Source organism: Nocardiopsis oceanisediminis (assembly GCF_048595525.1).
GTDB lineage: Bacteria > Actinomycetota > Actinomycetes > Streptosporangiales > Streptosporangiaceae > Nocardiopsis_A > Nocardiopsis_A oceanisediminis.
Window position 1 is genome coordinate 1,071,770 of the sequence record NZ_JAFMZJ010000001.1, and the last position, 26,074, is coordinate 1,097,843.

26 protein-coding genes are annotated in these 26,074 nt (G+C 75.4%); 9 read left to right on the forward strand and 17 right to left on the reverse strand.

Annotated features, from left to right (window positions below):
* Nucleotide 1: 1 nt before the first annotated feature.
* The 5 genes from J0910_RS04900 to eccD all read right to left on the reverse strand — a co-directional run bounded on the left by J0910_RS04900 (nucleotide 2) and on the right by eccD (nucleotide 4,106).
* Nucleotides 2-427, reverse strand: a complete 426-nt coding sequence (locus J0910_RS04900) for a hypothetical protein (protein WP_420157316.1) — start codon at nucleotides 425-427, stop codon at nucleotides 2-4.
* A gap of 82 nt (nucleotides 428-509) precedes the next feature.
* The gene (locus tag J0910_RS04905) at nucleotides 510-806 is read right to left on the reverse strand and encodes a WXG100 family type VII secretion target (protein WP_420157317.1); all 297 of its coding nucleotides are present in this window, start codon (nucleotides 804-806) and stop codon (nucleotides 510-512) included.
* A 38-nt stretch (nucleotides 807-844) separates the two neighbouring features.
* Nucleotides 845-1,180, reverse strand: coding sequence for a WXG100 family type VII secretion target (locus tag J0910_RS04910; protein ID WP_420157318.1), 336 nt, complete (start codon nucleotides 1,178-1,180; stop codon nucleotides 845-847).
* Nucleotides 1,181-1,234: 54 nt separating this feature from the next.
* A complete protein-coding gene (gene eccB, locus J0910_RS04915) occupies nucleotides 1,235-2,683 on the reverse strand; it encodes a type VII secretion protein EccB (RefSeq protein WP_420157319.1) in 1,449 nt (482 codons plus the stop codon).
* A 25-nt stretch (nucleotides 2,684-2,708) separates the two neighbouring features.
* Nucleotides 2,709-4,106, reverse strand: coding sequence for a type VII secretion integral membrane protein EccD (gene eccD / locus J0910_RS04920; protein WP_420161891.1), 1,398 nt, complete (start codon nucleotides 4,104-4,106; stop codon nucleotides 2,709-2,711).
* Nucleotides 4,107-4,423: 317 nt separating this feature from the next.
* Here eccD and eccCa point away from each other — a divergent pair, with 317 nt between their 5' ends.
* The 3 genes from eccCa (at nucleotide 4,424) to J0910_RS04935 (ending at nucleotide 9,187) form a co-directional block, all read left to right on the forward strand.
* Nucleotides 4,424-8,377 carry a type VII secretion protein EccCa gene (gene eccCa, locus J0910_RS04925; RefSeq protein WP_420157320.1) on the forward strand — a complete coding sequence of 1,318 codons (3,954 nt, stop codon included), beginning with the start codon at nucleotides 4,424-4,426 and terminating at the stop codon, nucleotides 8,375-8,377.
* A 95-nt stretch (nucleotides 8,378-8,472) separates the two neighbouring features.
* Nucleotides 8,473-8,727: a VOC family protein gene (locus J0910_RS04930; RefSeq protein WP_420157321.1), complete on the forward strand. Its 255-nt coding sequence runs from the start codon at nucleotides 8,473-8,475 to the stop codon at nucleotides 8,725-8,727.
* 70 nt (nucleotides 8,728-8,797) lie between these two features.
* Entirely contained in the window at nucleotides 8,798-9,187 is a 390-nt protein-coding gene (locus J0910_RS04935) for a VOC family protein (protein WP_420157322.1), read from the forward strand.
* A gap of 1,480 nt (nucleotides 9,188-10,667) precedes the next feature.
* Here J0910_RS04935 and J0910_RS04940 read toward each other — a convergent pair.
* Nucleotides 10,668-11,867, reverse strand: a complete 1,200-nt coding sequence (locus J0910_RS04940) for a S8 family serine peptidase (protein WP_420157323.1) — start codon at nucleotides 11,865-11,867, stop codon at nucleotides 10,668-10,670.
* 192 nt (nucleotides 11,868-12,059) lie between these two features.
* Here J0910_RS04940 and J0910_RS04945 point away from each other — a divergent pair, with 192 nt between their 5' ends.
* Entirely contained in the window at nucleotides 12,060-12,941 is an 882-nt protein-coding gene (locus J0910_RS04945) for an immunity 49 family protein (protein WP_420157324.1), read from the forward strand.
* 12 nt (nucleotides 12,942-12,953) lie between these two features.
* On the opposite strand, the gene J0910_RS04950 is transcribed toward J0910_RS04945, so the two are convergent.
* Nucleotides 12,954-13,961, reverse strand: a complete 1,008-nt coding sequence (locus tag J0910_RS04950) for a GlxA family transcriptional regulator (RefSeq protein ID WP_420157325.1) — start codon at nucleotides 13,959-13,961, stop codon at nucleotides 12,954-12,956.
* Nucleotides 13,962-14,119: 158 nt separating this feature from the next.
* On the opposite strand from J0910_RS04950, the gene J0910_RS04955 reads away from it, so the two are divergent.
* Nucleotides 14,120-14,998 (forward strand): NAD(P)-dependent oxidoreductase, encoded by an 879-nt coding sequence (locus J0910_RS04955; RefSeq protein ID WP_420157326.1) that lies wholly within the window; start codon nucleotides 14,120-14,122, stop codon nucleotides 14,996-14,998.
* An 82-nt stretch (nucleotides 14,999-15,080) separates the two neighbouring features.
* Here the strand turns inward: J0910_RS04955 and J0910_RS04960 are convergent, their stop codons facing one another.
* The 3 genes from J0910_RS04960 to J0910_RS04970 form a co-directional block, all read right to left on the reverse strand.
* Entirely contained in the window at nucleotides 15,081-15,689 is a 609-nt protein-coding gene (locus tag J0910_RS04960; protein ID WP_420157327.1) for a Uma2 family endonuclease, read from the reverse strand.
* 111 nt (nucleotides 15,690-15,800) lie between these two features.
* Entirely contained in the window at nucleotides 15,801-16,256 is a 456-nt protein-coding gene (locus J0910_RS04965; protein ID WP_420157328.1) for a GNAT family N-acetyltransferase, read from the reverse strand.
* Between the two features lie 18 nt (nucleotides 16,257-16,274).
* The gene (locus J0910_RS04970; RefSeq protein WP_420157329.1) at nucleotides 16,275-17,090 is read right to left on the reverse strand and encodes an alpha/beta fold hydrolase; all 816 of its coding nucleotides are present in this window, start codon (nucleotides 17,088-17,090) and stop codon (nucleotides 16,275-16,277) included.
* Nucleotides 17,091-17,282: 192 nt separating this feature from the next.
* Here J0910_RS04970 and J0910_RS04975 point away from each other — a divergent pair, with 192 nt between their 5' ends.
* Nucleotides 17,283-17,798 (forward strand): hypothetical protein, encoded by a 516-nt coding sequence (locus J0910_RS04975; RefSeq protein ID WP_420157330.1) that lies wholly within the window; start codon nucleotides 17,283-17,285, stop codon nucleotides 17,796-17,798.
* A gap of 181 nt (nucleotides 17,799-17,979) precedes the next feature.
* Here the strand turns inward: J0910_RS04975 and J0910_RS04980 are convergent, their stop codons facing one another.
* The gene (locus J0910_RS04980) at nucleotides 17,980-18,360 is read right to left on the reverse strand and encodes a hypothetical protein (RefSeq protein ID WP_420157331.1); all 381 of its coding nucleotides are present in this window, start codon (nucleotides 18,358-18,360) and stop codon (nucleotides 17,980-17,982) included.
* A 750-nt stretch (nucleotides 18,361-19,110) separates the two neighbouring features.
* Between J0910_RS04980 and J0910_RS04985 the strand changes: the two genes are divergently transcribed.
* Complete coding sequence (locus J0910_RS04985; protein ID WP_420157332.1) at nucleotides 19,111-19,533, forward strand: hypothetical protein; 423 nt, start codon at nucleotides 19,111-19,113, stop codon at nucleotides 19,531-19,533.
* A 110-nt stretch (nucleotides 19,534-19,643) separates the two neighbouring features.
* Here the strand turns inward: J0910_RS04985 and J0910_RS04990 are convergent, their stop codons facing one another.
* The 6 genes from J0910_RS04990 to J0910_RS05015 all read right to left on the reverse strand — a co-directional run bounded on the left by J0910_RS04990 (nucleotide 19,644) and on the right by J0910_RS05015 (nucleotide 25,211).
* Complete coding sequence (locus J0910_RS04990; RefSeq protein ID WP_420157333.1) at nucleotides 19,644-20,033, reverse strand: hypothetical protein; 390 nt, start codon at nucleotides 20,031-20,033, stop codon at nucleotides 19,644-19,646.
* A gap of 1,292 nt (nucleotides 20,034-21,325) precedes the next feature.
* A complete protein-coding gene (locus J0910_RS04995; RefSeq protein ID WP_420157334.1) occupies nucleotides 21,326-22,207 on the reverse strand; it encodes a MinD/ParA family ATP-binding protein in 882 nt (293 codons plus the stop codon).
* A gap of 45 nt (nucleotides 22,208-22,252) precedes the next feature.
* Nucleotides 22,253-23,485, reverse strand: coding sequence for an EsaB/YukD family protein (locus J0910_RS05000; RefSeq protein WP_420157335.1), 1,233 nt, complete (start codon nucleotides 23,483-23,485; stop codon nucleotides 22,253-22,255).
* Between the two features lie 28 nt (nucleotides 23,486-23,513).
* Nucleotides 23,514-24,473: a TNT domain-containing protein gene (locus J0910_RS05005; protein ID WP_420157336.1), complete on the reverse strand. Its 960-nt coding sequence runs from the start codon at nucleotides 24,471-24,473 to the stop codon at nucleotides 23,514-23,516.
* A gap of 84 nt (nucleotides 24,474-24,557) precedes the next feature.
* Nucleotides 24,558-24,857, reverse strand: coding sequence for a pore-forming ESAT-6 family protein (locus tag J0910_RS05010; protein ID WP_420157337.1), 300 nt, complete (start codon nucleotides 24,855-24,857; stop codon nucleotides 24,558-24,560).
* A gap of 21 nt (nucleotides 24,858-24,878) precedes the next feature.
* Nucleotides 24,879-25,211, reverse strand: coding sequence for a hypothetical protein (locus J0910_RS05015; protein ID WP_420157338.1), 333 nt, complete (start codon nucleotides 25,209-25,211; stop codon nucleotides 24,879-24,881).
* A gap of 159 nt (nucleotides 25,212-25,370) precedes the next feature.
* On the opposite strand from J0910_RS05015, the gene J0910_RS05020 reads away from it, so the two are divergent.
* The gene (locus tag J0910_RS05020) at nucleotides 25,371-25,706 is read left to right on the forward strand and encodes a hypothetical protein (protein ID WP_420157339.1); all 336 of its coding nucleotides are present in this window, start codon (nucleotides 25,371-25,373) and stop codon (nucleotides 25,704-25,706) included.
* Complete coding sequence (locus tag J0910_RS05025) at nucleotides 25,703-26,071, forward strand: DUF6507 family protein (protein ID WP_420157340.1); 369 nt, start codon at nucleotides 25,703-25,705, stop codon at nucleotides 26,069-26,071. The genes J0910_RS05020 and J0910_RS05025 overlap by 4 nt, the downstream gene beginning before the upstream one ends.
* The last annotated feature ends 3 nt before the right edge of the window (nucleotides 26,072-26,074 follow it).

Below are 26,074 nucleotides of genomic sequence, written 5' to 3' on the forward strand. Positions count from 1 at the left end.
CCTACTCGTCGGTGGACGAGGTGACCCCGTCGCCCTCGCCGTTCCCGCCGTTCCCGCCGCCGTTCCCGCCGGTTTCGGAGGAGAAGATCCAGGCCAGCTGCTCGGCGGTGAGCTCGGCGTCGTTCTCCAGGTCGTCGAAGACCAGCTCGCTGTCGGCGATGCCCTTGGAGATGGCCAGCAGGTCCCCCTCGTACTTGACGAACATCTCGTCGACCTTCGTCAGCACCGCCGCGACCTCGTCGGAGAGCACCCCGGCCGACGGCAGCAGGGCGCGGTTGCCGAACTTCGGCTTCTTCGCCTCCTCGCCCGCGTAGTACTGGTCGAACTCGGACTTCTCCGCGGAGAACAGCTCCCGCATCGGGTCGATGTCGTTCTCGCGCAGGGTCCGCAGGTACTCCGGGGTGACCTTGAGCTGGTCCTCGGCCATCTCCGCTCCCGTCTCCGATTGCCGTCTTCGAAACGATCGGCCGCCGCGGAGGGGCCGGCGCCGGGCCGGCCCCTCCCCGGGGTCACTTCTTGCTGCTCCAGACGCCGGCCTCGGTGAGGTCGCCGCGCTTGTAGCGCTCGGTGATGTCGTCCAGCGAGACCTGGGCGCTGGTCAGCAGCACCCGCATGTCGTCGACGTTCTTGCGCCAGTTGGCGATGGCCACCTCGTACTGCTCGGAGGCGTCACCGACCCACTCGCTCTTGATCGACTTGACCTTGCCGTCCAGCTCCTCGATGGCCCGGGCGACCTCCTCGGTCGCCTGGCGCAGGTCGAGCCCGGCGGTGTCCATGCCGCCGTACTTCGCCGAGAAAGTGCTCATGCTCAGGGCTCCTCTCAGGAAAAGGGGGGTGGGACGGGTCAGCGGCCGGAGGCGGCGTCGCGCTGGTTGGGGTTGAGCGCGGAGCTCCAGTCGGCGGTCGCCATGTTCTCGTCCTCCATGGCGTTGAAGCTGCGCTCGGTGCCGCCGAGCATGCCGATCATGTTGTTCATGTCGTTGGTGATCAGCCGCAGCTCCTCCAGCCACTTGACCAGGGCGGTGTCGTAGCGCATCGCGGCGCCGCCCTGCCAGTTGCCGCCGAGCAGGTCGCGGGTGGCGTCCACCCGGGTGTAGATGCCGTTGCAGGTGGAGTGCGCGGTCTCCATGGCGTCCTTGCCCGTGCGCATCGCTTGGTCACTGCTCTTGAAGTCGCTCATCCGGGCCGCTCCTTTCTGGTGGTCGTCCTCCGGCGGTGGTGGGGCCGCCGGTCCTCACTCCGGGCAGTCGGGCTCGCCCGGCGGCGGTGGCGCGGCGGCCGGGGAGGCCGCCGCGGCGGTGCTCAGCTCGGGGCCGGTGGGCAGCATGTCCAGCAGCGGGCTCGGCACGTCCCGGGCGGTGGACGGCGGGTGGCCGAGCTTCTCCGCCGACTCCTTGTCCGGCACCGGGTACTTCGCGCCGGTGTCGGTGACCAGGAAGTAGGAGCCGCGGGCGGCGTCGCCGCCGGCCCGCGCCGCGCGGACCAGGCCGCCCTCCCCGGAGCGGACCCCGATCAGGTCCGGCGCGGTGCACGAGGGGGTGCTGCCGGCCGGCGGCTCGGCGGCGCGCGCGGTGATCGACGCCGGGGGGCGCAGCGCCAGGCCGACCGCGTCCCCGCCGTCCTCCACCGCGCACAGCGCGGACCCGCCGGTCCCGGCGAGCTCCGGCGGCTCGGCGGGCAGCCCGCCGCTCTCCGGCTCCCGGCCGGACAGGTGCGGGCGGAGCTCGGCGACGGCCAGCGGAACCGCCTCGGCGGAGCCGCCGCCGTAGGCCTCCTCGGCGGTGCGCGGGTCGGCCAGCAGCAGCCGGGCCGGCACCTCGCCGACCGGCGCCAGGCCGTCCCGCTCCAGCACGTAGTACTGGCCGGCGTCCCCGCCCTCGCCGTCCACGGTGAACACCTGGCCGACGCGGCGCGGCTCGCCGCCGATCTCCGGGCCGCCCCCGCCCAGGCCCTCCACCTCGGGCGCGGCCAACTCCGGGCCCTCCGGGAGCGCGGCCAGCAGCTGGGCGGAGACCGGGTGCGCGGGCGAGGTGCCGTACCCCAGCGCCTCCGCCGCCCCGTTCTCCTCGTCCAGCCGCAGCCGCTCGCCGCCCCACAGCAGGTGGCGGGAGCCGTCCGGGCCGGCCGCCAGCACCGCGCGGTCCCCGGCGACGTCCTCCCCCTCGGCCTTGCGGCCCACGGTGAGCGCGGTCAGCGCGCGCGGCGCGTCCCCGGCGCCGGTGGCCACCGGCACCGCGCACACCTGCCAGACCAGCGGCTTCTCGGCGCCGCCCGCGGGCACCCCGTCCGGGGCGCCGGGGATGCCGATCGGCGCGGCCACCGGGGTGCCCTCCAGCGACGCCGCCGCCACCCGGACCGGGTCGCCCGACCCCAGCAGCAGCGCCGACGCGCGGTTGGCCACCGGCCACAGCGCCGAGTCGGAGTAGACGTAGCTGCCGCCGCCGTCCTTGACCGCGATGACCGCGCCCTCGGTCCGCCAGGACGTCGCGCCGCCCGGGAAGATCAGCCCGAACACCAGGAACCCGGCGCCGATCAGCAGCGCCAGCACCAGGCCGATCGCGGTGCCGGAGCGGGTCCGCCGCATCGGCGCCTCAAGGGCGTCGGGGTCGGCCTCCAGCATCGCCGTGGACAGCCGGCCCACCATGAACCCGTGCGCCTGTACCTGGTCGCGCCGCGTCTTCATCGGCGCCGCCTCTCACCGGTCACGCTCACCCGCCGATCCCGCGCAGCAGGGCGAACAGCCCCAGGTTGGCCGGGATGAGGCAGACCAGCACGATCGCGGCGAGGCTGTGCAGCAGCTCCCCGGCGCGGCCCCAGTGCGGCAGCACCCGGTTGCCGGGCAGCGCCCAGGCCGCGACGAGCAGCCCCAGCGCCGCCGAGAGCAGCACCCCGAACAGCACCAGCCGGGCGGTGTCCCCGCCGAGCGCGGCGCCGCCCAGGGCCAGCGCCAGCGCCCCGGCGCAACCGGGGACCAGCAGGCAGAGGCGCTGCGCGGTGCCGCTCAGCCCGCGCGCCTGCAGCAGCAGCACCAGGCTGAGCGCCGCGCCCATCGAAGCGGCCGCCCAGCCGGGGTGCGCGGCCAGCACCGCCAGCGCCGCCGCGCACACCGCGCCGGAGGCGGCCAGCAGCGCCGTCTGGAAGGCGTCCGCGCGGCGGGTGCGGTCCAGCACGTCGCGGGCGGGGTGCGGGTCGATGTGCTCCTGCAGCTCGTCGGCGCCGGCGGGCAGCGGCGGCAGCCGCAGCCCCGACAGCCGGAACGCCAGCGCGGGGGCGAACGTGCCGAGCAGCACGGCCACCCCGGCGAGCAGCCCGGCGACCCCGGGCAGCGGGACGCCGTCCCAGAACATCAGCAGTGCGCCGGCGCCCGCGCCGAACACGGTCAGCACCCCGACCCCGGTGAAGAACGGCAGGCAGCCGGCGGTCGCCGCGACGGCGAGCACCGCCGCACCGGTGCCGGCCGCGCCGCCGGCGAGCATCCTGGCCCCGGCCAGCGCGGCGCCCGGGTCGCCGTCCGGGGCGCACGCCCCGGCGAAGGCCATGAACAGCACCGCGGCCGCCCCGGTGGCGGCCGCGCCCTCGGGGGAGTCCAGTGCGCGGGAGGCCGCGGCGGCGGCGAGGAGCAGCAGCACCGCGGTCCCGGCGGCCAGCGCCGCGGAGAGCGCGGAGAAGCCGAGGAAGGCCGGCGGGACCAGGGCCGCGGCCAGCGCCGCGGCGCCCGCCCCGATCAGGAAGCGGCGGGCCGGGGCGGCGCCCCACGGGTCCGGCCGCTCGGCCATCCCGGTGGCGACCCCGTCGACCAGGTCGTCGAAGTGGACCGGCGGCATCTGGTCGCGCCGCTCGCGCAGGTAGAGGGCGTCCCCGTCGCACAGGCCCAGCGATTCGGGCGTCTCGTCCTCGTCCAGCGGCGGCGACCCCAACCGCTGGAGCACCCAGCCGGAGTGCTCCAGCCCGCTCTCGTCCAGGTCCTCGCCGTCGTTCTCGGCATAGAGCAGGAATGTCGGCAGGAGTTCCGCGAGCGGAACGTCGCAGGGCACCGCGATTTCAAAGGAGGACTCGGGCGCCCGAATGGTGAGACGGCACAATTCCGCCGCAGCGGTCTCCGTCATCATACCCCCGGTCTTCTCTCGCTTCGGCGCGGGAAGGCACTGTACCGCAAGGCCTCCCGGTCTCCCGTATGAGCGGGGTCACCCCCGGTCGGGTGCTCAAACGAGCACATCGCACCGGACTGCGCCCTCGATGCGGCCGGAAATGCTCGGCTACATTAGCACCGCTCCGATAATGGCGATCGTGACGTTTCGATCAACATTCGGTGACCGAGAAGGGCGGCCAGCATAGATGAATCCGAGCGGGTCAAGATTGGCCGTTCGAACATCTTTTCCGTCTTGATTTGTCCGATGGAACAGAAGCAGGGGTCCACGCAGCCGTGAGCACGATCATCGTCCGCAGGCCGGCCCGCCGGCCCGGCCCGGAGCTCCCCGGCGGGGAGCTGGCCCTCCAGGAGCCGCCCGTCCTGCCCGAGGCCAACAACGACATCTCGGCCGTCTTCATGTACCTGCCGATGGCGCTCAGTTCACTGGCCATGGTCATGATGTTCATGCGCCCCGGCGCCGGCGGCGGCGCGATGGGCACCGCCATGCCCTACGTCGCCGGCGGCATGATGCTGGTCGGCGCGGTCGCCATGATCGGCGGGCAGTACCTGCGCACCCGGCTGGAGCGCCGCCGCCAGCTGGCCGGCGAGCGCCGCGACTACCTGCGCTACCTCGGCCAGATGCGCGGCCGGGTGCGCGGCCTGGTCTCCGCCCAGCGCGACGCCCGCGCCTGGAGCGGCCCCGACCCCGAGGCGCTGTGGTCCCTGGTCCGCACCACCCGGCTGTGGGAGCGCCGCGCCTCCCACGGCGACTTCGCCGAGGTGCGCTTCGCCGTCGGGCGGCAGCCGCTCAACACCGCCATCGCGCCGCTGTCCACCAAACCGGTGGAGGACCTGGAGCCGCTCTGCGCGCACGCGCTGCGCCGCTTCATCAACGCCTACGCCACCGTCGACGACCTGCCGGTCTCCATCCACCTGCGCGGCTACTCCCACATCGCGCTGCGCGGCGACGCCGAGGCCGGCCGGTCCATGGTCCGCGCCCTGCTCGGCCAGCTCGCCGTCTTCCACGCCCCCGACGAGCTGCGCGTCGCCGCCTGCGTCGGCGACGACCGGCTGGCCCGCTGGGAGTGGCTCAAGTGGCTGCCGCACTGCCTGCACCCCGCCGAGCGGGACGGCGCCGGCCCGGTCCGGCTGATCGCGCCGGACGCGGTCGAACTGGAGCGGCTGATCGGCCCCGACCTGGCCGACCGCCCCCGGTTCGACCCGCAGGCCGCCCCCGGCCGGGAGGAGCCGTTCACCGTCCTGCTGGTGGACGGCGGCCGGGTCCCGCAGGGCGCCCGGATGGCCGGCGGCGGCTACCGCAACGCCGTCGTCGTGGAGATCGGCGCCGACCGCACCTGGGACGGCGCCCCGCACACCCTCTCGCTGCACGTCGAGGAGGACGGCATCGAGGTCGCCGACCTGGACCGCTCCGGCCGCGAGGTGTTCGCCCCGCTGGGCCGCCCGGACCGGCTCGGCGAACCGCGCGCCCGCGCCCTGGCCCGGCTGCTGGCCCCCTACCGGATGAGCGTCTCCACCGAGGTGGTGGAGCCGCTCACCACCGACTTCGACCTGACCACCCTGCTGGGCATCTCCAACCTGCACGCCTGGGACGCCCGGCGGAGCTGGGAGGCCGGCGACCGCCCGGAGTACCGGCTGCGGGTGCCGATCGGGATGACCGAGAGCGGCGGCCCCCTGGAACTGGACCTCAAGGAGTCCGCGCTGGGCGGGATGGGCCCGCACGGCATGCTGATCGGCGCCACCGGCTCCGGCAAGAGCGAGCTGCTGCGCACCCTGGTACTGGCCCTGGCGCTCACCCACTCCTCGGAGACGCTCAACTTCGTCCTGGTCGACTTCAAGGGCGGCGCCACCTTCATCGGCCTGGACGGGCTGACCCACACCTCGGCGCTGATCACCAACCTCGCCGACGAGACCGCCCTGGTCGAGCGGATGCAGGACGCGCTGCACGGCGAGCTGATCCGCCGCCAGGAGCAGCTCCGCGCCGCCGGGAACTTCAGCTCCATCCACGAGTACGAGAAGGCCCGCCGCTCCGACCCGTCCATGGAGCCGATGCCCACCCTGGTGGTCGTGGTCGACGAGTTCAGCGAGCTGCTCGCCGCGCACCGCGACTTCATGGACCTGTTCGTGATGATCGGCCGGCTCGGCCGCAGCCTCGGCGTGCACCTGCTGCTCGCCTCCCAGCGGCTGGACGAGGGCCGGATGCACCAGCTGGAGAGCCACCTGTCCTACCGGATCGCGCTGCGCACCTTCTCCGCGATGGAGAGCCGCGGCGTGCTCGGCGTCCCCGACGCCCACCAGCTCCCCTCGGCCCCCGGCAACGGCTTCCTGAAGAGCGACACCGACGACCTGGCCCGGTTCAAGGCCGCCTACGTCTCCGGCCCCTACCGGGCCCGCCGCCGGCCGGTGCGCACCGCCGCGGCCACCGGCGAGGTCGCCCCGCTGCTGGCGACCTACGTGGCCAAGGCGGCGCCGGCCGCCGCACCGGAGCCGCAGAGCACCGAGGAGGAGCCCACCGCGACCCTGCTGGAGACCGCGCTGGAGGCGGTCCGCGACGCCGGCCCGCCCGCCCGCCGGGTCTGGCTGCCGCCGCTGGACGCGCCGCCGACCCTCGCCGAGCTGCTCGGGACCGACGGCCCGTCCTGGTCGGAGGAGCCGGTGCTGGAGGTGCCGCTGGGCCAGGTCGACCGCCCCTTCGAGCAGCTGCGCACCCCGCTCGGCGCCGACCTGCGCGGCGCCGGCGGGCACACCGCCGTCGTCGGCGGCCCGCAGTCCGGCAAGAGCACCCTGCTGCTCACCCTGCTCTCCGCGCTGGCGCTCACCAACACCCCCGCCCAGGTCCAGTTCTACGTGCTGGACTTCGGCGGCGGCACGCTGCGCGGCATCGCCGGCCTGCCGCACGTCGGCGGGGTGTGCGGCCGGCTGGACACCGAGCGGATCAACCGCACCGTGGCGGAGATGACCGGGCTGCTCGCCCGCCGGGAGCGGCTCTTCGCCGAGCACGGCATCGACTCGATGGCGGCCTACCGGCGGCGCCGCGCCGCCGGGGAGTTCCCCGACGAGCCGCACGGCGACGCGTTCCTGGTGATCGACGGCTGGGCCACCGTCCGCCAGGACATGATGGACCTGATGCCCGACATCGTGCAGATCGCGCAGCGCGGGCTGAGCTACGGCGTGCACCTGGTGGTGGCCTCGCCGCGCTGGGCCGACGTCCAGTCCAGCCTGCGCGACCTGCTGGGCACCCGGTTCGAGCTGCGGCTGGGCGACGCGGTGGACTCCGCCATCAACATGCGCAAGGCGGAGACGGTGCCGCGCATCCCGGGCCGGGGCCTCACCGAGGAGCTCAAGCACTTCCTCACCGGGGTGCCCCGGCTGGACGCCGAGACCGACGCCGCCTCCCTCGGGGCCGGCCTGGCCGACCTGGTCCGCAAGGTCGACGAGGCCTGGGACGGCCCGCCCGCACCCCCGGTGCGCACCCTCCCGCTCCGCCTGCCGTCCTCCGAGATGCCGCCCTCCGAGGCGGGCCCGCGGGTCCCGCTGGGCCTGGAGGAGCGCCGGCTGGAGCCGCTCTGGCACGACTTCTCCACCTCCCCGCACCTGCTGGCGGTCGGCGACACCGAGAGCGGCAAGACCAACCTGCTGCGCCTGGTCACCCGGGCGATCCGGGAGCACTACACCGCGGAGGAGGCGCGGGTGGTGCTGGTCGACCCGCGGCGCGGCCTGTACGACGCCATCCCCGAGGAGCAGCGGCTCGGCTACGCGGTGACCGGCGCCTCGGCCCAGGAGATGATGAAGGCCGCCGCGCAGGCGCTGCAGCCCCGGCTGCCCGGCCCCGAGGTCACCCCGGAGCAGCTGCGCGCCCGCTCCTGGTGGACCGGGCCGGAGCTGTTCGTGGTGATCGACGACTACGACCTGCTCGGCACCGGCGGCGCCGGGCCGCTCACCCCGCTGCTGGACATGCTCCCGCTCGGCGCCGACATCGGCCTGCACCTGATCCTGGCCCGCGGCGCCGGCGGCTTCAGCCGCGCCATGGGCGAGCCGGCGCTGCGCATGCTGATCGACGCCAACACCCCCAGCATCGTGCTGTCCTGCCCGCCCTCGGAGGGCGTCCTGTTCGGCTCGATCCGCCCGCGCACCCTGCCCCCGGGCCGCGCGCTGCGCCTGGACCGCCGCGACCCGGTCCAGATCCAGCTCGCCCTCGCCCCGGAGACCGAGGAGGCCGCCCGCCGCTGACCCGCAGAACACGGCAGACGGGGCGGCGCCCGAGCGGCGCCGCCCGGGGAGCACCGCAGCAGACGCAGCAGACGGAGCAGAGACCAGGAGGCGGAATGGACGGCGACCGGCGGCCCGCGCAAGGAGGCGGCGTCGACATGGTGATGCAGGTCCCCGAGGACGTCTACGACAGGACCGCGGCGTTCTACCGGGACGCGCTCGGATACGACACGACCGAGGAGGAGACCGGAGACCCCGCGGCCCCGCGCGTCCTCACCGTGGACCTCGGGCCCGCCACCCTCAGGCTGGAACTGGTACCGGGCGCCGCCCCCGCCGACTTCCGCATCGGACCCCGCGGCCTCCCCGGGTGACCCGGCCCCGCCGGAAACGTCGCAGCGGGCCGCTACCGTTCGGGCTCCGCACGGGCGACCAGGAGGCGGCATGAGCGGTGACGGACGGCCCTCGTTCAGCGGCGGGGTGAACATCGCGATGAAGATCCCGAAGGCCGACTACGAGGCGACGGTGGCGTTCTACCGGGACGTCCTCGGACTCGACATGACCGAGGAGGAGGAGACGGGCACCCCGTCGGTCTCGCGCACCTTCGCGGTGCGGTTCGGGCCCACCACGCTCTGGCTGGACTGCGTGGACGGCGCCGCGCGCTCCGACCTCTGGCTCGAACTGCGCACCGACGACCTGGAGGCCGCCACCCGGGCGCTCGCCGAATCCGGCCACTCGCCCTGCGACGAGGTGGAGCCCTTCGCCGACCCGGACGCCCGCGCGCACTGGATCCGCAACCCGGCCGGAGTGGTCCACCTGCTCGCCCAACACTGACCCGCCCCGGCGGCGTACGGTGGCACCCCTTCGCGCGCTGGTCGGTCGACCGCGGCGCCTCACGGGGCGGGGGCTCGAGCAGGCGGCGAGGGCGGTGGTGGGGACCGGCTGGTCGGTCGGGCGTAGTGCTCCACAGGGTCGGGGTTCAGACGGGCGGCGACGGCGGTGGTGGGGGCGGGGCGGAGGCGGTCGCCCGGGCGCGGCGTCTCGCGGAGCGAAGGTTCAAGCAGGCAGCGAGGGCGGCGGTGGGGACCGGCTGGTCGGTCGGGCGTAGTGCCCCACGGGGTCGGGGTTCAGACGGGCGGCGACGGCGGTGGTGGGGGCGGGGCGGAGGCGGTCGCCCGGGCGCGGCGTCTCGCGGAGCGAAGGTCCAAGCGGGCAGCAAGGGCGGCGGTGGGGACCGGCTGGTCGGTCGGGCGTAGTGCCCCACGGGGTCGGGGTTCAGACGGGCGGCGACGGCGGTGGTGGGGGCGGGGCGGAGGCGGTCGCCCGGGCGCGGCGTCTCGCGGAGCGAAGGTCCAAGCGGGCAGCAAGGGCGGCGGTGGGGACCGGCTGGTCGGTCGGGCGCGGCAGAGCAGGGCAGGGAGGCAGAGGGGCGGGATCGCCGTGCCCGTGCCGTCCCAGGCTCCAGGGCCGGCCGCCTGGAAACCACCACCCTCTCCCCGACCTGGGCAAATACGCAGGGTGATGGTGGGGTGGGGTGCCCTGCGCACCGCGAGAGCACCCCGGTGATTCCTGGGCGCGCATCCCGGCCCGGAACAGGCCCCCGAGGGGCTGGATCGCCCCGGTCGGGCCGGTGATGGGGGGTTCGAGTGGCCCGGAAGGCCGGGAAGCAGGGGCCGAAACCCGGGAAGAGCAGAGGTGGGGGCGAGATGTCGCTTTTGCCCTGCAGAGAGGGCCCGCCTTGGCCACTCTGGGTAACCGGCGAGGGGGTGGTGGGGGCCTCGGGGGCTACTACTCGCTGGTAGATGTAATCAGGGTGCTGCGGAGGTGCGCAGGGCGCTCCCGCTCTCGCCCGATCCCCGACGAGAACCCGGCATAGAGGGATAAGGCCCCCTGGTGGGCGCGGGCGGGCCTACCCACCCCTTCGCCGGGGCGCCGCCTCCCCCCGTCGGGGGCACGCGCCGCGCTGGGCCGGGCCGGTGAACGCGGCGCCCGCCCACTCCCGCCCTCGCCGCCTGCCTGAACCCTCGCCCCGTGGGGCGCCGCGCCCGGGCGACCGCCTGCGCCCCGCCCCTACCCTTGCCGTCGCCGCCGCTTGAACCTTCACTCCGTGGGGCGCCGCGCCCGGGTGAGGCCTGCGCCCCGGCCCTTCCCTCGCCGTTACCGCCTGCTTGAACCTGTGCTCCGGGAGGCGCCGCGCCAGGCCGGAGCGCCCGCCCCGGCCCCTGCCCCTTTTCTCCGCCGTTGCCGCCGTCGCCGTCGACCTCCACCCCGCCGGCCGTCACCGTGCGGCGCCGGCCGCACCTCCCGGCGGCCTTCAGCCCTCCCTGGTGCGGCGGTACCTCAGCGCCGCTCCGCCCAGCCCCAGGACCAGGATGAGCAGGGCCGAGCCGCCCACCACGGCGAGGGTGCGGCCGACGGCCGGCCCGGACGGCGGGTCGGGGGAGAAGGCCGCGGCCTCCACCCCGCCCCCGCCGGACCGCGGGGCGGGGGCGGCGGTCAGCGCGGCCACCGGGTCGAGGGTGCCCGCGCCGAGCAGCGCGCCCGCACTCTCCCCGGGGGCCGGGTAGGCGGTCGAGACCAGCCGCTCGGCGGTCTGCCCGGCGGTCAGACCGGGTTCGCGGGAGCGCACCAGCGCGGCCGCGCCCGCGACGAAGGCCGCGGCGACCGGGTCCCCGCCGGCGACGAAGTGGCCGTCGCCGCCGGGACCGACGCTCATCACCGCCCGGCCGGGGGCGGCCAGGTCCACCGGGGCGGGCCGCCCCTCGGCGTCCGCCGCCGGCTCCCTGGCGGCGGGCGCGCCGTCCGGCCCGGTCGCGGCGACCGCCAGCACACCGGAGCCGGAGCGGGGAAGGGCGGGCGCCGCGTCCTTGCCCGTCCCCCCGTCCACCGGGGCGGACGCGGGCGCCACCACCAGCGCGTCGGCCTCCGCGGCCGCCCGCACCGCCGCGGCCACCGCGGGGTTCTCGGCGTCCGCCGGGACCGCCGCCCCGACCAGCACCACGCCGGCCCCGCCGTCCACCGCCCGCTCGATGCCTTCGGCGACGTCGCCGGGCCCGGCGGCCCCGCGGTCGCCGGCCACCGGAACGGAGAGGATCCGCGCGGCGGGGGCGACCCCGGTCATCCCGCTGCCGTCCTGCCCGCGCGCGGCGACCACCCCGGCCAGGAAGGTGCCGAAACCGGTGCAGTCCTCCCCGGAGCCCTGCACCGCCCCGTCCAGCGCGGCCGCGGTGTCGTCCACCCCGCCGCCGACCACGGCGACGGTGACCCCGCCCCCGTCAGCGAACCCGCGCGCCTCGGGCAGGCCCAGCGCGTCCTCGGTCCACACCCGCCGGTCGATCACGGTCTCGGAGGGCGGCAGGCAGCCGTCGCCGCTCCGCACCGCCGAGACCTCGGGCAGCGCGGGCGGGGAACCCGAGGCCCCTTCCGCCGTGTCCGCCCGCCCGGTCCCGGCCCCGGACCCCGCGAACACCGCCGCCGCGAGCAGTACCGCCCCGCCGGCCCTGAAGTCCCGCACCGACCCCACTCCGTCCTCCGGTCGCCCGTCCGGGCCGGTCCCGGCCCGATCCGGGGCAACCCTAGCGGCCGGGGCGGAACCGGGCGGGCCCGCGCCCCGGCCGTCGCACCGGTCTGCCACACTCCGTGCTGACCGGGAGCCCGACCGGGCGGTCACCGGAGCAGCGGATCGGACGGCCAGAGAGGCGCATCCATGTCATTCCTCGTCACACCACTCCTGTCGTCCCTGCCGGACGGAGAGGTGCTCGTCATCGGGCGCCCGAAGTTCCGCAAGCGGCGCACGGCCGAGAGCATCGAGGTCCTGGACGGGTGGAGCCGGGAGATGGCGGAGAGGTTCCCGGACGAGGCCGCGGAGCACCCCTCCTGGGACCTGCACGCCTGCTCCGACTTCGAGCTGGACCGGTTCCGCAGGAGGTCGGTCCGCGACCCCGAGGGCCGCGACCCGCGCCAGGCCGAGGCGCTCGAACTCTCCTCCCAGTACTACTCCGCCGCCTTCGAGGTGGCGGTCGCGGCCGGCGGGACCGCCGAGATCGCCATCGGCGGCCGGACCGTGTCCCAGCCCAGCCCGGAGGACCCGGGGGAGATGTGGTACTCGGGCCTGAGCCGGGCGGCCGAGCGGGCCATCGTCTCGGGCTCGCCGGAGCGGCTCGCGGCCCTGCTCGCCCACCCCCGGGACCGGTTCCCGAAGGCGGCGGGGATCGCGCTGATCGACTCCTACGCCGAAGCCCTCCTCACCCACCTGCGCGGGGAGCCCGCCGGCCCCGCCCTGGACCGGGCCTTCGCCGACCTGGCCGGCTTCGAGGCCTACGGCCTCTGCCCCGCCCCCGTCGCCGCCCTGCACCGGCTCGACACCGGGGACCGCGAAGGCTTCGCCCAGGCCCTGGCCGACACCCTGGCCGAGTTCCGCGACGTCTTCCACCAGCGGGGCCTGAAGAGCGCCGACGCCGGGCTGATCAACATCGAGGCCCTCGCCCTGGCCTGCCTGGCCCGCTCCCGCGGCTGGGACGTCCCGATCGACTCCCCCTACCTCCCGCAGGGCGTCCTCGACCGCGCGGCCGGAGTCTCCTTCCGCTGACCGGCACCCCGGTCAGCGCGCCGCCGCCTCCGCCGGGCGGCCGCCGCGCGGGAACGCGCGGCGGTACTCGCCGGGGGTGACGCCGACCCGCTTGGTGAAGTGGTGCCGCAGGTTGTTCGCGCTGCCCAGGCCGCTCAGCTCGCCGATCCGCTCCACCGGAAGGTCGGTGGCCTCCAGCAGCGACTGGGCCCGGGCCAGCCGCTGGTCCAGCAGCCACTGCAGCGGGGTGGCGCCGGTGGCGGCCTGCAACCGCCGGTAGAAGGTGCGCGGGCTCATCGCCGCGCGGCGCGCCAGGTCGGCCACTGCCAGCGGCCGGTCCAGGTGCTCCCGCGCCCACTCCAGCACCGGCGCCAGCCCCGCGTCGTCGGAGGGCGGCACCGACAGGTCGACGAACTGGGCCTGGCCGCCGGGGCGGTGCGCGGGCACCACCATCCGGCGGGCCAGCTGGTTGGCGACGTGCGCGCCCAGGTCGCGGCGGACCAGGTGCAGGCAGAGGTCCAGGCCCGCGGTCAGACCGGCGCTGGTCAGCACGTCGCCGTCGTCCACGTACAGCACCGAGTCGTCGACCCGCACCTCCGGGAAGCGCCGGGCCAGCTGGGCGGTGTGCATCCAGTGCGCGGTGGCCCGCCGGCCGTCCAGCAGTCCCGCCTCGGCCAGCGCGAACGCGCCGGTGCACAGCGACACCATCCGCGCCCCCGCCGCATGGGCCCGGCGCAGCGCCGCGACCAGGTCCGGCGGCACCGGCGCGCCCTCCTCCACGCAGGCGTCCGGGACCGACGCGACGACGACGGTGTCCGTGCCCTCCAGCCCGTCCAGCCCGTACGGGGTGCGCACGGACAGGCCCGCGCCGCTCCCGCCGGGCCCTGCGCCGGCCCCGCACAACCGCAGCTCGTACCAGGGGTCGGCCAGGTCCGGCTGCGGCTTGCCGAAGACGGTGCACGGGATGCTCAGCTCGTACATGTCCCAGGAGGGCAGCCCGATCTCCTCGGGGACGACCAGGGCCACGGTGCCGGTGCTCATGCGCCGAGGCTACGGCAGCGCGGCGCCGGGGGAGCGGTGGCAGGAATTGGGTGAGGGCCGTCACTCCGGCCACTGTCGGGGCCGCCCGCCCGCTGCGAACGTGGTCTCCGCCCGCCTCCCCGGCGGGCGGAGACCGAAGAGAGCAGGGAAGCACGGACATGGCGATCGACCGCACGGCCGTCGGAGTGATCGGACTCGGCGCGATGGGCTCGGCCCTCGCGGGGGCGCTGCTGGACCGCGGCCACCCCGTCACGGTATGGAACAGGACGCCGGAGAAGGCCGCCGCGCTGGCGGAGCGGGGCGCCCGCGTCGCGGCCGCCCCCGAGCAGGCGATCGAGGCGGGGCCGCTGGTCGTCGCCTGCGTCCTGGACGACGACGCGCTGCACGCCGCCGTCGACCCGGCCGCCGCCGCGCTGGCCGGGCGGACCCTGGTGAACTTCACCTCCGCCTCCCCGGAGCAGGCCAGGGCCAACGGGGACTGGGCCCGCCGGCACGGCGCCGAGCACCTGGACGGGGCGATCATGACCACCCCGCCGGGGGTCGGCGACAAGGGGATGATGTTCCTCTACGGCGGCTCGCCGTCCGCCTTCGCCGAGCACCGCGCGGCCCTGGCCGCCCTGGGCGACCCGCTGCACCTCGGCGAGGACCCCGGGCTGGCCTCGCTCTACGATGTCGCGCTGCTCGGCCTGATGTGGTCCGCCATGTCCGGCTGGCTGCACGGCGCCGCCCTGGTCGGGGCGGAGAAGCAGAGCGCGGAGGAGTTCACCCTGCTGGCGCTCCGCTGGCTGGACACGGTCGCCGGGTTCATCCGGACCTACGCGCCGCAGGTGGACGCGGGCCGCTACCCCGGCGACGACGCCACCATCGACGTGCAGATCGCCACGATCGGCCACCTGCTGCACGCCGCCGAGGAGCGCGGTGTGGACACCGCCCTCCCCGCACTGCTCAAGGAGCAGATGGAGCGGGCCGCCGCACGCGGCCACGGCCGGGACAGCTACGCGGGCGTCATCGAAGCGCTGCGGAAGGCCGACGCGTGACCGCCGGCGCCGCCGCGGACACCTCCCCGGCGGCGGCGCCGGACCGCGCCGGACCGCGCCGGACCGGAGGCGGTGCGGGCCCTCACCCCTTCGGAACGAGGAACCCCGAGGTGTCCAGGTCGAACCCGAACGGCTCCGGCAGCGTGATCGGCCGCCCCCACGGCGCGGAGCGGACGTCCAGGTAGTCCCGGCCCTCGGGGCGGGAGAGCAGCGACACCCGGGGGCCGTTCGGGTCGTATCCGTCCACGAGCAGGTAGAGCGGGACGGCGGCGGAGGCGTAGTCGGCCCGCTTCGCCCGGCGGTCGTCACCGGCGTTCCCCTTGGAGGCGATCTCCACGACCAGTTCGACGTCGTCCGGGGCCACCGGCTCCCCGCGGCCTTCCGGGACGGCCGACTCGGGCAGCACCACCAGGTCGGGCGTCCTCAGCCGGAGCGCGGAAGGGATCACGACACCGGTGCCGTGGTGGATCTCCCGGCCTTCGGGGAGGCGGGGCAGGAGCTGCCTGACGATCTTGAACTCGTTGCTGCTGTGCCTCGGCGCGGGCGGCGGGACCAAGACGATGCCTTCCTCGCGGATCTCTGCCCGCCAACCGTCGGGCACGTCCATTTCCTTCCAGGTGCGAAGGAGGAAGTCCCATTCGGCGCCGGTGCGCTCTGCGGCGGCCTGCTCCTCGATCACGGAGATCCCCAAGCGACGTCACCTCCCGGTCCGGAGGCTACTCGGATCCGCCTGTCCCTGCGGTGTGTGCTCCACAGTACGCGGCGGGAGGCCGGCCGCCGGGTACCCCGCCCGCGCCCCGGCTCACCCCAGGCGCCTGCTCCAGGCGACCTCCTCGGCGAGCTGCCCGGTGCGGGCGAACAGGCGGACCTGGTGGGTGGAGGCCAGCACCCGGGCCATCTCGCCGCGGTCGGCGGGGGTGAACCCGAGCTTCCGCCAGAACGGGCCGGAGCGGCGGCTGAACAGCCAGGCCCGCTCGGCACCGCGCTCGGCGGCCCGCCGCACGGCGTACTCGGCGAGCCGGCCGCCCAGGCCGGAGCGGCGGGCGTCGGGGCGGACCGCCACGCTGCGCAGCAGCACGTCGCGGCCGTCCCCGCCGGCCTCGAAACCGGTGCTGGCGTAGATCCGCCCGTCGGCGTCCCGGGCGATCCACAGCGCCACCTCGGGCGAGTCCAGCCCGCTGAGCGTCAGGTCGGCCCCGGTCAGGAAGGCGGTGAGGTCGTCCAGGTCGGTCCCGGTCACTTCGCGAAGCTCGTCCACGGGGCGCGACCCTACCGGTCACCCCCTGACGGCCCCGCGCAGCACCCGGGCGAACTCCTCCGCGTGGTCGATGAACCCGGTGTGGTCGCCGGGGAACTCCACCGGCGGGACGCCGAACAGCCCGGCCAGCGCGGTGGAGGTGCGGTGGGTGATCAGGCCGCCGGAGCCGGCGCCGATGCCGACCACCACCCGGACCGGGCCGGCCTTGAGCGCGGCGGTGTCCGGCAGGTGGCGGGTGGTGCCGCGCAGCTCGTGGGCGAAGAACCGGGCGGCGTCGGCCTCGTCCTGCTCGCTGCTCTCGCCCTCCGGCGGCCCGGCGGCCTCCTCGTCCATCTCGCCCATGTCGAACCCGGCGTTGGCCATGAACTTCATCCAGGCCGCGCCGGTCCCGTGGCGGTGGAAGGTGTCGATGATGTCCTCGGTCGCGGCGCGCTGCTCGGCGGCCTCGGGGAGCAGCTCCAGCAGCGGCGGCTCGTGCGCGACGGCGGTCCGGACCCGGCCGGGGTGGCGCTCGGCCAGCGCGAGCACGGTGACGGCGCCCCCGCTGCTGCCGAACACGTCGGCGCTCTCGGCGCCGACGGCGTCCAGCAGGGCGGCGACGTCGTCCGCGCGCAGCTCGGGGGTGGAGTCCTGCTCCGGGTCGTCGACGCGGCTGCCGCCGACGCCGCGCGGGTCGTGCGTGACGACCGTGTACTCGCCGGCCAGGGCGTCGGCCAGCGGAGCGAAGTCCGCGGCCCCCATCGGCGAGCCCATCAGCAGCAGCGGCGGACCGTCGCCGCGGACCTCGTAGTGCAGCCGCGCACCGGGGACGTCGAGGGTACGGGTGGTCGCCATGGGCCTCGTCCTTTCGGGATGGGGTGCACCGCCGGCGCGGTACAGAAAGGAGACTCCCGGGCCGACCGGAATTCATCGCCGCTCTTTCTGCGATGATTCATGCCGCCATGCCCCTCCGGCGGGGGCGTCGACATCGGGCGGCCGCCCTGCGGGACCGGGGCCGGACCGCCCACCGAGCGGATCGGGGCGGACATGGGCGGACACGTGGAGCAGCGGTTCGAGCGGATCCTCGCCATCGACTGGACCGGCTCCCGGGGCGGGAGCCGCTCCCGGGGGGCGCTGATGCGCGAGTACCTCAGGCGGGCCGCCTGGTGGGGGAAGGCCCTCCAGCTGAAGGGGTGGCCGTTCATCGACCCGGCGGACGCGCTCGCCCCCGACGTGCAGGCCCCCAAGGAGCTGGTGGACCGGCTCTACGAGGACGAGCGCTTCCTCAACCAGGACATGCGGGTGGTGAAGACATGCGTGCGCTCCATCCGCCTCGCCGCGGTCCGCGACGCCGGCCGCCCGGTGCCGCCGTTTCCGGACATGTTCGAACCGCTCATCGCCATGTACGAGCGGGGCGGCGGGTTCTCGCTGGACAAGACCGGGATGGTCGGCGTCGGCGGCGCGGCGTTCCACCGCGGGATCCTCCCCGACCACCTGCACAAGAAGCCCGGGATCCCGCTGGACCACGCGTCCCTGGACGCGATGGACGCCGCGGACGCCTGACGTCGGTCCCCGCCCCGGTGAGGAGGGGGCCCGGGGCGTCGCCCGCGCGGCCGACACGCAGCGGCCGGCTCAGGAGCGCTCCGCCCGCCGGCCGCCGAAGCCGCGGCAGAGGTCCGGGCGCGCCGGGCAGGCGGACCGGGACGCGGACGGAAGACGGGGCCGGGCGCGGACGCCCCTCCGCTCAGCCCCGGCGGGCCCTCCGCTCCGAGTAGAAGTAGTCCTTGGAGGACAGGGTCAGCACCAGGATGAGCACGGAGAAGACCATGGACCCCAGGGCGCCCGGGGCGATCAGGATCGCGACCATGTTGAACAGCGCGGACACGCCGTACACCACGGTGATCGTCCACATCACCCACGGGCGCGGGCGGCCGGCCTTCACGCCCAGCAGCACCAGTCCGGCGCCGACGCCGAGGAAGCCTGCGGCGACGATGCTGTTCACCAGCGGGCTTTCGACCCCGTCCCACATGCCGGTCACGGAGAGCACCGCGCTGACCGCGAAGCTGATTCCGGCGAGCAGCGGCAGCACGCTGGAGAGGAAGAGCATGACCCGAACGGCGGTCACCGCGCCGGGGACCTGCGGCCGCCCCTGAGCCGGATACGGGGCGCCGTACCCGGCGGGCGCTCCGTACGCCTGGTGCGGCGCCCCGTACCCGGGCCGGCCGGGGTACGGCTGCGGGTACGCCCCGGGCTGATGCCCGTGCCCGTGGTATCCGGGCCACGACCCCGGTGGGGGAGGCGCCTGCGGCGGCTGCCCAGGGTGCGGCGGGTGGGACATCGATCGACTCCTCATCGGTGACTGGGGGGTTCTGCGCGGTGAGGGCGCCGGATTGCCCAGGGGGTCGAGGTGACTCTGTGCTGGAGGGACCCTCACCGTCGGTGGTCGACTATAGGTGCGCCGTGTCCGGAATGGCACTCGGTGCGCCGGGAGGGAAGAGGCATGCGTCTCGCCGGCCGCCCGGTGTCCGCACCGGCGGAACGCCGTGGACGCACCTCCGCCGACACCCCTTCCCGGCACCGGCACACCGCCCCCGACCGGCAAGGACTGCGACCGCCCCGCTGACGGGCCCTCGGCTGCGAAGGGCGTTGAACCGGCCGCCCGAACCCCGCCCAGCCCCGCACGGCGCCCACCACCGATGACCGGAAGCGGCCGCCGCCCCGGCCCTCCGCCCGGGGCCACCGGGAAATCGGCCACCGGCCATGGCACGATCTGTCCCGTCCGCGCCGCGGAGGTCCTCTGGTCCGCCGGCGTTCACACCGTGGCGCCCTCGATGACGACATCGCCACCCGTATTCAACGGAGCAGAACGGAAGAGATGGAACCGACCCGCCAGAACGAGCTCCTGCGGAGCATCGGCACCCGGCTGCTGGATCACGTGCCGGAGGAATGGACGGAGATCCGCATGACCTACCACGCGGTCAGGAAGCACAAGGCCGCAAGCGTGCAGGTCCGTGGGGCGGACGGCTCCGAGGAGGAGGTGGGGATCACCGCCGAGATCTACCTCGACCTGGAGAAGCTGCGCAAGGGCATGTACCAGGGAGGCAAGGGCACCTGGTTCCTGATGGAGTACACGATCACGCCGCCCGGCCGCTTCTCGGTGGATTTCGATTATGAATCCGAGCCCGACTTCTTCGGTGTCCCCTCGGGCGGTGGGGATTTCCTTGATGACCTCCACCACTTCCCTCGAGACGAGGAGAACATCCCGGCCTGGCTGGCGCAGAAGATCTCCGGAGGCTGACCGGCCGCCCGGCGGGGCGAGCGGAGCCGCCAGGGCACAGAGAAAGAGGGACTGAAAGAAGGAGGGGCGCCCACCGCCGGGCCGGGCGCCCCTCCCTCACAAGGCCGGTGTCAGTCCTGCCGGACCGCCTGCCTCGAAGTGAAATACCGCCGGGAGCGGCCGTTCAGCAGCAGGAAGGGGAGGACAGCGAAGGCGACCACCATCAGCAGTCCGCCTCCTTCCGGGCTCCTGCCCGCCGCGGCTTCGAGGGAGGCCGAGACCAGGATGGCCAAGGCGAGCGCTCCGTAGAGACCGGCGCTCGTCCACATCACCCAAGGACGGGGCTTCCCGGAGATGACACCGAGCACCACGGAGACGCCCCCGAAGGCGAGCAAGGCCGCGGCGACCCCGAAGCGCGACCAGAAATCCTCAGCCGCCTCCATGCCGGAGAGGAGGACGATTGTCCCGGCGATGAGCTGCTGCCCTCCGCTGAGGACCGATGGGATGCCGATGAACAGCATCAGGAAACGCGCGAAGGTGATCGAGAACGGGACCGACGGTCTGGCCGCCGGCGCCGGATGCGGAGTGTGGGGCGGAAGGTGGGGCCCCGGTGGCGGGCCGTACGCCCCATGCGCCCCGTACGGCTGCGCGGCCGGAGCGGGCGCTCCCGGCGGCATCTGCCCCGGGGGCGGTGCGAACTGCGGTCCGGAGTAGGCACCGGGCGGCGTGGGCCAGGCGTTCGGGGGCTGGTTCCGCTGCACCGGCCGGGGAGCCCCGGGAGGCGCCGGCTGCGGAGGTCCCTGGGGAGGCTGCCAGGACGGCTGCGGGGACGGGGGATGGGTCACGAGGATCCTTCCGTTCGGTCGGCCGATGTGCGGTCCACATCGCTGGGGGAGAGGAGAACGAATCGGCGCGGCGCGGTGGAGCGCCTGCCGGGACGCGCCGAAGAAGACCCGGCCGGGCGGAAGGCGCCCGGTACGGAGGAAGAGGAGCGCGACCGCTCCTCATCCGGCGGCCGGTCCGCCGTCCGGTTTTCCGGATCTGCTGTACGTGAACGAGTCGAGGACCGGAACCGGTCACGGAGCGTCGGGTCCGCGTCGGCGGCGCGCGTTTCGGGCCGTGCGTATCACCGTGCGCAAGAGGCGCGATTCCGGGAGCGGAGCGAGCTCGCGCAGCTCCGCCTCGTAGCCGCCGGGGAGTGCGGGCGCAGCCGGAGCGGACGGTGCCGGGGCGGAGGAGGCCGGTTCGGCGGGGCGGGAGCGCTTCCGCCCCTTCCCCTCCTTCCGTTCCCTCCTCTCCTCTCTCTCCTTCCGCTCCTTCTTCCGTTCGGCCTTCCGCCCGGTCCCGGCCGGCCGGGACTCTTCCGGGGAGGCCGGCCGCGGCTCCTCCACCGGGGCCGGCGCGGCGGCCTGCTTCCGCCGCCTCTCCTCCTCTTTCTCCTGCTTCCTGGCCCGCTTCTTCTCCCGGCGCTGCTCGTCGCGCCCAGGGCGGCTCCGCGCCGGCTTCGCGGGCGGGGCGGCGGTGCCCTCCATGAACGCGCGCGCCGCGTCCGACCCCGGGACGGCGGCGGTCCGGCGCGGTGCGGCCGGCCGCACCGCCGGGGGCGGCACGGGGGAAGAAGACGGCGCCGGCCGAGGGGCCTGCGGCGGCTGAGCCCCCGCCCGCGCCCCGGCCGGGGGGACTCCGCGAGCGGCGGGAGGCGCGGGCGGTCCCCCGGCCCGCCCCGGCTGCGGGCCGGCCGGCGGTCCGGGCGGGGCCGCGCCGCGCGGCCCCTCCGGGCCCGGGGCCCCGGGCCGCTGCGGTCGGGGTGCGTTCATCCGGCCCTCCTCAGCGCGTGCAGGGCGATGCGGGTGGCCGCGGTGTGCGTGGCCCGCGCGATCCGGCGCGGCTCCAGCGCCTCCGCGCCGGCCAGGTGCCGGTCGTGCCGGAGCGGCACCACCGCGGCGCCGCTGCGGCGCAGCACCGCGGCCGCGCCGTCCAGGTCGAACGCCGGGTCCTCGTCCGGGCCCTGCTCGACCAGGGCCACCACCGCCCGCTTCGGTGTGGCGGTGTCGCCCTGGGCGGCCATCCAGTCGAACCCGCGCGCGATGTCGGCGGCACCGTCGGCGGTGGCGGGCGCCACCAGCACGTGCGCGTGCGCGCCCGCCTGGGCGGCGTGGTTGAAGCCGTCGTACACGTCGGCGCCGCGGTCGACCAGGGTGATCCCGAAGTAGCGGGTGAGCGGCAGCAGCGTCTCCCGGAAGTCGCGCGCCTCCAGCGCCTCCTCGGCGCCGCCGTGCACGGCGGGCAGCATCCACAGCCGGTCGCGCACCCGGGCCAGGTGCTCCTCCAGGTCCTCGAAGGAGGACGCGGCGACCCGCCGCCGGGCCACCTCGCCCAGCGAGGAGGACGGCTCCACGCCCAGCCGCCGGGCCAGCGAGGTCGACCCGGGGGTGATGTCCAGGGTGAGCACCCTGTCCTGCCGGTAGTGCGCGAAGACCGCGGCCAGCAGCGCGGTGACGGTCGCCTCGCCCGCGCCGGCCCGCGGCCGGGTCACCACGATCCGGCGCCCGGTGGTGATCGGCCGCTGCAGCTCCTCGCCCAGTTCCAGGGCGCGCCGCGCGCCGTCGGACGGCAGGAACGGCAGGGCCAGGCCCTGGCCGGCCCGGCGCAGCAGGGAGTCGCCGCGCCTGCCGGTGCGGGTGGGGGCGCCCATCGCGCTCCTCTCATCAGGCGGCTCGGGTGAAGCCGCGCGGGGCGGTCAGAAGGTGGCGAGCAGCCGCTCGTAGGTGCCCAGGGCGCCGACCGCCACCGGCACGCACACCACCACGGCGACCGCCTCGATCCGGGAGGCGGTCCGGCGCAGCATCGCCCGGGTGTGCTCGGCGGGGTCGGCCGCCAGCGCCACCACCGGCAGCGCCAGCACCGCCGCGAGCAGGCCGATCGACGGCAGCGGGGCGAACGGCACCGCCGCGTCCAGCGCCCAGGCCAGCGCCAGCACCGCCGCCACCGCGGCGGCCAGCAGCGGAGCCTTCTCGGTGACCAGCGGGAACATCCGGGAGCGGCCGGCCAGGATGATCGCCAGCAGCCCGGTGAGGACCATCGTCCACGGCGTCGGGTCGCTGCTCAGCCCGTACGCGGCGGCCACCGCGCACGCCGCGACCGCGACCGCCGCCACCACCAGGCCGCGGTGCGTGCCGGCCAGCGCCGAGCGGACGTCCTCCCGGGGCACCTCCCCGCCTTCGCCGCGCCGGTCGTCCAGCACGGTCAGCCCGGACAGCGCGCACCCGGCCCACAGCGCGGCCAGGCCGGCCCCGGTCGCGCCGCCGACCACCCCGCCCCGGCCCAGCGGCGAGGTGAGGCCGAGCAGTACGAGCAGCACCGATACGACCGCGGCGGTCCCGGCCCACGGCACCCAGCCGGGCCAGTCCTGGTGCGCGGCGGCCGTCCACACCGCGAGCACCCCGGTGCAGCCGCCGGCGATGGTCAGCGCGGTGCCCAGCGGCTCCCGCCAGGCGGGGCCCAGTGCGGCGCCGCCGGCGGTGAGCAGCACGCCCATCCCGGCCAGGACGGCGACGGCGGTGCCGGGCGCCCCGCCCCGGACCAGGAACCCGATGCCCAGGACCAGGGCGACCAGGGTCGCGGTGCCGGTCCACCGGGCCGCGGAGGCCGACCAGTACGCCGGGTGCTCGCCGAGCGCGGTCCCCACCGCCTCCGGCACCTCGTGCACGATCGGCGCGGGCAGCGGGTCGTCCGCGCGGACCAGCCGCAGCACCGAGCCGTCGGGGACCTCCCGGTCGGCCAGGGTCGCGTCGGCGTCCAGCAGGTCGCCGCCGACGGTGCTCAGGTGCCGGGGCGCCGCCGGGCCGTCGGGGGCGTCGCCGAGCATGCGCAGCACGTCCGGCATGAGCGCCCCGATCGGCTCCTCGGCGGGCAGCACGGCGTCGACCCTGCGGCGCTCGCCGACCAGCGTCACCCGGCTCCAGGTGGTCATCGCTGTCCTTCTCCTCTGTCTCCGGCGGTCACGCGGGCACCTCGCCGGGCTCGATCCGCTCCAGGTAGCCGTTGCGCAGCAGCCAGCGGACGCTGGGCAGCTCGGGCGGCTCGGTGAAACCGCCGGGGTCGATGCCGAACCGGAGGCCGCCGCCGGGGTTGCCGCCGCTCTCCGGGGAGAGCGACGCCGAGACCTGGAACGGGTAGGTGACCCGGTAGCGGTGGTAGCCGGACGGGTCGGCCGCGGAGCCGGGCAGCCCCCGCTCCTCGAACGGCAGCCCGTCGGGGAAGAGCAGCGAGCCGCTCTCCTGCCCGAACGCGTCGACCACCAGGCCCGGCTCCAGGGTGAGCTTGGCGGAGTCGCCGCCGCCGGAGACCCGCTCCTTCGCCTCGGCGTCGAGTCCGGCGCGGCGCTCCTTGGCCTGCGCCCGCTCCTCGGCGGTGAGCTCGCGGGGGCCGGGGTCCACGATCGCGAGCTCCTGGTAGAGCCAGCGCGCGGCCTCGTCCTCGGAGGGGAACTCCACCCCCGTGCGGCCCCGCTCGTACTCGACGATGCCCACGGTGAAGTAGTCGCCCTCCTTGCTGACCAGGTAGTAGCTCTCCACCTCGCCCGCCTCGGGCCGCGGCTCGCCGGGCAGCACGTACAGCTCCTCGTCGACGCCGGCCTGCTCCAGCTCCTCGCGGAGCATGCCCAGGCCGACGTCGGCGCCGACCCAGTCGGCGGGGACCGGCAGCGACCCGGGGGCGGGCGGCCCGGCCTCGGCCTGGGCCTTCTCCTCTTCCTGGGTCTTCAGCCTGCTCTGCAGGAAGGACCAGCCGACCGTCCCGGCGCAGCCGACCGCGGCGATGACCACGCCGGCGATGATCTTGGTGAGGTGCTCCTCCAGCCGGCGCCGGCTGCGCTGCGGGCCGAACACCGCGGCCTCGCGGAGCCGCTTGCGCCGTACGGCGACCGACTCCAGCAGCTGGCTGTCGTAGTCGCGCGGCACGGGGGTCCTTTCCGGGGGACAGGGGAGCGGCCTCCCGCACCGTAGCGGAAGGCCGCGACGAGGGGGCGGGCGCCCCGGGGCGGGTCAGATGGACTGCACCGCGGCCCCGGCCCGGCCGAGCGCGGTCTGCGCGGTGCCGTCGTTGCTCTCCAGGGTGTTGCGCACCAGCCGGATGATCTCGCGGACCTCGTTGCCGGCGTTGTGCCACTTGAGCTCTTTGGCGCTGTACTCCTCGGAGACGCCGGTCGCCTCGAAGTCGGCCATGGCGTTGGAGACGTCGGTGTCGTGCTCGCCGATGATCGACTCCAGCCGGGCCATCACCCCGTGGATGTTGCCCTGGGCCTCCTGCGAGGCGCCGATGTCGTAGCTGTTGCGGCCGGTCATGCGATCCCTCCTCGGGCTGCGTCAGCCCCGGAACTTGGCGGCGTCGAAGTTGGCGGTGCCCATGTTCTGGTTGGCCTCGTCGGCCATGGTCTGGCTGCCTTCGGAGAAGGCCTGGTCCATGCCGCGCTGGCCCTCGTTGATGGAGCCCAGGCCGGCGTTGAGGTCGGCGGTGATCTGGTCGGCCCGCGCCTTGAACGAGTCGAAGGCGGCCTTCCCCGAGCCGTCGAACTTCCCGGCCAGCGGCTCGGCGGCGTCGATGAGCTTGGTGATCAGGTCGCTCAGCTCGTCCCCGGACCCCGAGGTGTTCTGCGTCAGGGTGGTCAGGGTCTGCTCCCCGAAGTCCCAACGTGTCATCCGCCGCTCCTCAGCCGCTCGGTACCGCTTCACCGGTTTCGGGCCCGTGACACTGCGCCGGGGGAGCCCTCACCGTCGGTGGTCAAGGATAGGCATAATGCGCCCAAAGCGACACTCAAGGGGCTTGGTGTGCACGACGGGGCGGATGGGAGCGGACGAGTGAAGTTCGAGCTGGTGGAAGCAGTGATGCAGGCCGACGGGGCCGAGCGGGAGACGGTCTCTGAGCCGACCTCCGAACCGCCGCTGCCCCGGCCGCTCCAGCTGCCTCCCGGCGACCTCATGAGGCAGCGGAACGCGGCCCTGACCACCCGGATCACCAGCGTGATCGCGTCGGTGCGCCCCGCTCTGGACCGCCTGGGCGCGAACGTCGCCCACACCCGGGAGGAAGTGGCCGGATCCGGTCGTGTGACCCCGCTCCCTCCGGAGGGCTTTCGTCCCGACAGGTTCGCCCCCGGAGGGTCCCGCTCCGCGCAGCGGCCGGAGGAGGGCCGATGAGCAAATGGGACATCGACGCCCTCGGTGTCCAGGGGGTGCTGAACACGGTCATCGCGGTGCTGGGGGAGAGCGAAGGCGAAGGGCTCGGCGGTGCCCTGCAGAAGGCCGGCGACGGGCTCGCGGACTCGGCCGCCAACGCGGTCAGCTTCCCCATCGAGTCGGCGCTCTTCAAGTACGCGGAGGAGTACGGCGGCCACGCGGAGAAGATGGCCGACCGCGCGGCCTCCGCCCTCGGAGGGTGCGCCGACGCGGTGAACGCCTACCTCACCGGCGACCTGGAGATGGCTGAGGAGGCCCAGTCGAACGCGGGAACGGTCGAGTCGGATCTGCCCACGACGTCCAACGGCTCCGCGCAGTTGATGTGAACA